Here is a 6,354-nt window from a genome sequence, read left to right as displayed (position 1 = left end):
TTCTTCAATAAGTTTTTTTAATATTTCGTTTTTGTTAAACATAAAAAGTGTGCACCTTCCTTTATATAGTGATATTTAATATTTTAATTATCACCACTTTTTAGAAGAATACACACTTTATTTTAAAAGCTCTTTTATTTTAATATAATCTATCTAATCTAAAACTGATTCAATATATTCAACAGTCACATCCATTCTTTTGGCTACCTCATCCATTGAAAGCCCACTATCTAAAAAACGTCTGCATACAGATGACATAGTTTCTCCAACCTCAATAATATGCCCATCTAAATCATAAAATCTAATTGCTCTTTGTCCCCAACTATGTTCTACAGCTAGATGAACGTAATCTATATCTTTCATTGCACTCAATCTTTCAATAAAAGTATCAAAATATTCTTCCTCAAAATATAACTCAGCATCATTTCCATTGAACTTAACTTCATTATCACTCTTATTAATAAACTCTAACCAAAGTTTCTTTTCTTGTAATGATATATTACCATCTAATACGGCATTTTCTCCAAAATCACAAATTACTTTTAATCCTAAAACATCATAATAAAACTTTTTTGATTTCTCAATATCTTCAACCACTATTAAAGCATTTAAAAACTTCATATTTCCTCCTTGATACACACATATTTTATTTATACTATATAAGTAAAATTAAACTATACAGATTTCAATAAGATATAGTATAAATAAAAAAATTATAAGTCTTATTGAAATAGTTGAGTTGATTATATCATATAATATAAATTTTAATCTTGTAAAAAACAGACATCTGTCGCAGATTCCAATGAAACAGAAGAGCTTGGACATCATTTATATGATGTGTAGTAAATCTTGTTTGAGGGAGTAAAAACAGAAATGCGAAGTCTGATAGCATAGAAATTTAGCACGATATATACCACGCCTAAGGGTTAAAATATAAAAAGTTAACAGTATAAACCAAAATTAAAAATGTCTGGATAGCTGATAAAATAAGGCTATCCAGACATATAAAAAATTAAAAAAACAATCAAAACCCTGTTTAATATTTAAACTAATTAACTAATTCTTAATATTGTGTACATTTACTTTGTTACTAACAAAATCATACTTAGAATCTCTATAATAGTACCATACAAATATAAAACTAAGCATGTTAACAAAAGTAGTCGAAATTCCACCTTCAATACCAAACATCCCACCATTTAATAGATTGCTATGATTTATTTGTGTAGTTATAATACCTGGTACTTGAAGCCCACTAACGGGCATACCATATATAATCCCTTGAAATACATTCCATGTAAAATGGTAACCTATACACATCCAAATATTCGAAGATTTTATAAACATATATGAAAAAAGAATTCCAATAATTATAATATTAACTACAGACAAAAATGTCACATCGGGATTCCATATATAAATCAGTCCAAAAATAACAGATGGAACAATCATTATAAAATAAACATTTTTACATCTTCGTAAAACTGCCATAAAAAAGCCGCGATTTAAAATTTCTTCTGCAAAAGCAACTACAACAAATACAACTATCCAGGAAACTGTTAAAGATGAAATTTTTGGTACCCATGAAACAACATGCCCACCACCAACTGTTATTGTTATAATAAAGATTACTGTACAATTAAATATTCCTAATAACATTCCTACATAGCTGTCTTTTTTCTTAACCTTAAAAGAATGTAATCCCATTTCGCTAATCGGATTTTTCATAATAAATCTCCATGTGATTATAGGTATGATAATCATAAGTGCATCTGTTAAAATTTGAAGTATAATTGGTAAACCAACATCATTTAGCCAATTGGCATATTCTGAAAAATAGTTTGTTTTTTGATTAATATCTCCTGTAGCAATCAAAATCTTTCGTAATACTTCTATAAGTATAAATCCTGAATAATACTCAAGTATGTAAAAGGTAGCCATAACAGCTATAATAATCCACCCTGAACGTACTTTTTTGTCTTTGTTCTTAATAATCAAGTTGTTCCATAACTTATTCATATAGATGTCTTCCTCCTAATGGTTATTTTTGTTTATTTCTAAGACAGATTCTCTTAATTTTTTTATAGTAATATTTTACCATAAATCTTCTACTACAAGATAAACGTAGTATACTTTCTAGTCATAATTTAAGCTATAAAAAAGAGATACTAATGTATAAATTTAAATCAATCTTTATAACTATGATGTAATATAAAAAATATGTAGAATAGACAAAAACTTTGCTTAATTATTTTTCACTCGAAAAAGGATGTCACACTAGCTTTTAGTGTAACATCCTCTTTTAAATTAATTCTTATAATACTTGCTTTTAAAATGCTGTCTCATGACCAACATAACAAGCTATACCATTATCTAAAAATATATCTTGTAATTCTTCAAGATGTTCTTCATCAACATCTCCCTTATCAGAATACTCGTATTCCTTGCCTAATTGAATCCACTTTGATTCTCCTAATCTGTGAAATGGTAATAGGTTAATCTCTACTAAATTATTTTTGTGCATAAAAGATATAATATCATTTATATTTTCAGTGCTATCATTAAACCCAGAGATAACTGGTACCCTAAGTACTAATCTTCCATTCCAGTCAGAATTCACAAGGTTTGATATATTTTCTAGTATTAAATCATTATATACACCTGTTTGTTCTTTATGCTTTTCTCTATCCATGTGCTTTATATCAATAAATGCAAAATCAATATCTTTAAATATTTTATTAAAAACTTCATTTGATACACATGCACTCGTTTCAATGGCAGTGTGTATATTTACCTCATGACACTTCAATAATACTTCATGTAAAAATTCATGTTGAAGTAGTGGCTCACCTCCACTAAATGTTACTCCTCCGTTACTTCTCCAATTATTAGAATCACGTTTAATTACCTGTACAAGTTCATCTACAGTATAAGGTTTTGCACATAATTTAAACGCATTATAATAACATGAGTTGACACATTCAAAACTTTCACAGTCCTTACATATGTTCCAGTCTATAATTGGCTTATTATCAAGATTAAAACTCAATGCACCATTTCTACATTTACCATGACATACAGTACATCCATTTTCGTATTGACAAGATAACTCACTAAACATCATATGTGGTCTAATAGTCCAACTTTCTGGATTTGCACACCATTTACAACTAAGTGGACACCCATTTAAAAATACAGTTGTTCTACAACCTGGTCCATCATGGACTGAAAAGCTTTGTACATCAAAAATCATACCCTCTAGTTTATTTTGATTACTCATTAAACACATGTCCTTCACAGGTAATTGCATTCAATGTTGAATATACCCAATCTTCCTTTTCTAACCCAACACATTTACCTATGCCTTCATCATTAGCATCAACAAAATTTTTACAATTTTTACATTTTGGCATTGCTTTTATTTCTGGACATGCTTCATCATCTAAATTAATCATTTGTTTTGATAATCTACAAATTCCTTTGGTTGCATCTACTGCACAAAAATTCATACAATCACTATGCTTTCTCATATTTTACACCCCTTCATACTCTGTTCTAGCAATTACTTCATCTTGTATTGGTTTACCTAATTCACACCAATATTGAGTAAATCCAGCAACACGTACCATTAATTGGCGATAATTGTCAGGATTTTTTTGTGCATCTTTCAATGTTTCTGAATCTACAACATTATATTGAATATGGAATCCACCTTTTCTTAAATAACTTCTTGTTAAATCTAATAATTTTTTAGTACCTTGTTGTCCTTTTATAGTTGTCGGATGAAGTTTTAAATTCATCTGAGAATTTTGAACTACTGCTTGGTCCCAAATAGTTGCAGACTCAAATAATGCATATACACCATTTTTATCTGTTCCTGCATATGCAGAAACTGAACCATCTGAATATGTTGTTCCACTTAGTCTACCATCTGGAGTAGCCAAAGTAGCAGCTCCTTGTGGTCCATGTGTAGAAACAGATATTTGGCAAGGATACATCTTCTTAGCATATAAAGATTGTGCTTCTTCACATACTTTTGATAACCATACCTCATAGTTTTTAAGAATATTATCTGCATATAAATCATTATTTCCATATTTAGGTGCATCAAGACAGGCCTTGTAAATAACATCATACTTACCAGTTTTATCTACTTTTACTTGGTCTGCCATAGAATAATTTCCAACTTCTAATGCATCTTTAAATCCAAAGTTATTTAATATAGCATCCTTCATTTCCTCTATTGTAAACGCTTTGTCATCATATACAAGTTTTTTAAGCGCTGCAAATGAATTAACCATAGTAACAGTACCACAAGTTTCTACATTTAATGTTGCATTATAACGATACCCCATATTTCCTATATGTTGACCTTTGTCTAAACAGTCTGGTTTTAATAGTGAATTTATTATAGAAGTATCAAATTTTCTCCATATATCTAACTCAATATTGTTTGCTCTTTCTAAAACATTTATTGCTTGTTTATAATAATCTTTAAATACTTCTATAACTTCTTCATAAGTATCTAATGGCTTATTATGAGGTTCAAATACTTGTATATTCATACGATGGTCCTTACCATTCATAAGAACAAGTTCTAAGATTTTAGGATTAGCTATAAAATGGACTCCAGAGCCAGCAGATTGTCCTGCTCCACCTGCAATAGAGTATGTTTTTCCATTTAAAATCAATTGTTTCCAACATCCTGGAGATGTTTCCAAACATCCGCCTAATGCAAATGCTCTTGCTTCCTCAACAGTCATACCTTCCTCAGCAAATTGTTTCATCATAAATGTTGTTCCATTTGAGTTATTCACCCATGCTGGATAACCAGAACCAAGCTTTGTACATTCAGCAGCTTTCATTAAGAAATCTTCTGGAAGCTTTTCATCATATAACATAGTTAAACTAGGTTGAGGAGTTCTACATCTCATACTTGCTTCTAATAATAACTCTTCTAATTCGTTAGCTCCTGTAGAACCATCTTCTCTTAATCCACCTATAGATAAAGTATTAAATGTATTTCCTGATAATACTCCTCCATTTACACCTGCTGAAGCAAAACAGTCAATACAAGTGATTTTTATCCTATAAAGCTCCAATAATTCTATAACCTCTTCTTTTGTAATTATTCCTTTTTCTATATCTTGTTCATACCAAGGATATAAAATTTGACCAAAACGACCTATAGACATACCAGATATAGCATCCTCATTTACTGATGCTATATGAATTGTATAAGTCAATTGAATGGCTTCTCTAAATGTACGAGGTTGTTTATGTGCAATATGTTCTAATATTTCCACTAAATCTGAATATTCTTTTTTAGCTTCTAAATCCGTCTCTATACTTTCTAAATATTTTGCATGCTTTGCATAATTTAAAATCCAAGTTTGTAATCCTTCAATAACTTGAATAACAGCCTCATAAAAATATAGACGGTCCATTCCAATAAGCCCATCTCCAGATGCATTTCCTGCAACTGCTTTTTTACATTCCATTGCCATTTCTATAATTCCATCTAATCCATAATTTAAAGGATAAAAGTAATTTATAACTTCTCTACCTTGAGGAAGTGTATACCCTGAATCGAACATACAAATAAGTGTACTCATTAAATTTTCTTTCAAATCATAATCTGGCATCATTTTTTCATAGTGAAAACCTAAATCTTCAACGGATTTTCCAACCCATTCCTTAGCCATTTTTACAAGTACAGGTACTTCTTCTTTTCTCATTCCAAATTTACCAGCTATTGAAACAACATTTCCAAAGCTTTCAGTTACATTTCCCCCACCAGAACCAAATTTTGTAAGTTCATCTGCTGTGTTACTAGCTAACTTCTTCGCTTCTTCCTTCATTTGTTCTCCTTGAGCCACGAAGAAACTTTCACTTACCCAAGGCATTGGGAATGACCCTCTATAATGTCGTGTTTTTTGCATTACTATCTTTTCACCTGGTATTATATTTGGAGTCATATGGGAAAAAGCAGCTTTAAGAGCTTTAGCTCTTCTAACTACTGGTATATCACCATCTGATTTTCTATATTCTCTATTATACCAATATGGAAATTCCATATCAGCTGTAGATAATGTATTGTAGTATACATTTAATAAATCGTCAGCTCTTTTACTTGCTTTTTTTTCATTAAATTCATTTAAATTTTCTTTATTCTGAAAATTTGACTTAATATTTTTTGCTTCCAAAATACTTCTTATTTTCTCTTCTTTACTTTGACTCATTTCTTCCCCTCCTTAATATTTCTATAATTAGTATAAAACTTTTTTACAATGAAAAAAAAGGGCACATTACCCACTTTTTAAAATAATCCTTCTACAAAAAAATAAAACTTGA

General features: G+C 29.7%; 5 protein-coding genes. All 5 read right to left on the bottom strand.

Annotation, left to right across the window (positions count from 1 at the left end; genetic code table 11):
* Positions 1-153 precede the first annotated feature (153 nt).
* Positions 154-621 carry a VOC family protein gene (locus KGF42_RS08925; protein ID WP_107595568.1) on the bottom strand — a complete coding sequence of 156 codons (468 nt, stop codon included), beginning with the start codon at positions 619-621 and terminating at the stop codon, positions 154-156.
* Between the two features lie 435 nt (positions 622-1,056).
* Positions 1,057-2,019, bottom strand: a complete 963-nt coding sequence (locus tag KGF42_RS08920; RefSeq protein WP_227826151.1) for a type II CAAX endopeptidase family protein — start codon at positions 2,017-2,019, stop codon at positions 1,057-1,059.
* Between the two features lie 310 nt (positions 2,020-2,329).
* Positions 2,330-3,280, bottom strand: a complete 951-nt coding sequence (gene hpdA / locus KGF42_RS08915; RefSeq protein WP_107594651.1) for a 4-hydroxyphenylacetate decarboxylase activase — start codon at positions 3,278-3,280, stop codon at positions 2,330-2,332.
* Positions 3,273-3,530, bottom strand: a complete 258-nt coding sequence (hpdC, locus tag KGF42_RS08910; protein WP_054272880.1) for a 4-hydroxyphenylacetate decarboxylase small subunit — start codon at positions 3,528-3,530, stop codon at positions 3,273-3,275. The genes hpdA and hpdC overlap by 8 nt, the downstream gene beginning before the upstream one ends.
* 3 nt (positions 3,531-3,533) lie before the next feature.
* Positions 3,534-6,242: a 4-hydroxyphenylacetate decarboxylase large subunit gene (gene hpdB / locus KGF42_RS08905; protein ID WP_227826150.1), complete on the bottom strand. Its 2,709-nt coding sequence runs from the start codon at positions 6,240-6,242 to the stop codon at positions 3,534-3,536.
* Positions 6,243-6,354: the final 112 nt, after the last annotated feature.

The sequence above is a fragment of the Clostridioides sp. ZZV15-6383 genome (assembly GCF_020657735.1).
GTDB classification, from domain to species: Bacteria; Bacillota; Clostridia; order Peptostreptococcales; family Peptostreptococcaceae; genus Clostridioides; species Clostridioides difficile_D.
This window is presented reverse-complemented; position numbering and strand designations above follow the sequence as displayed.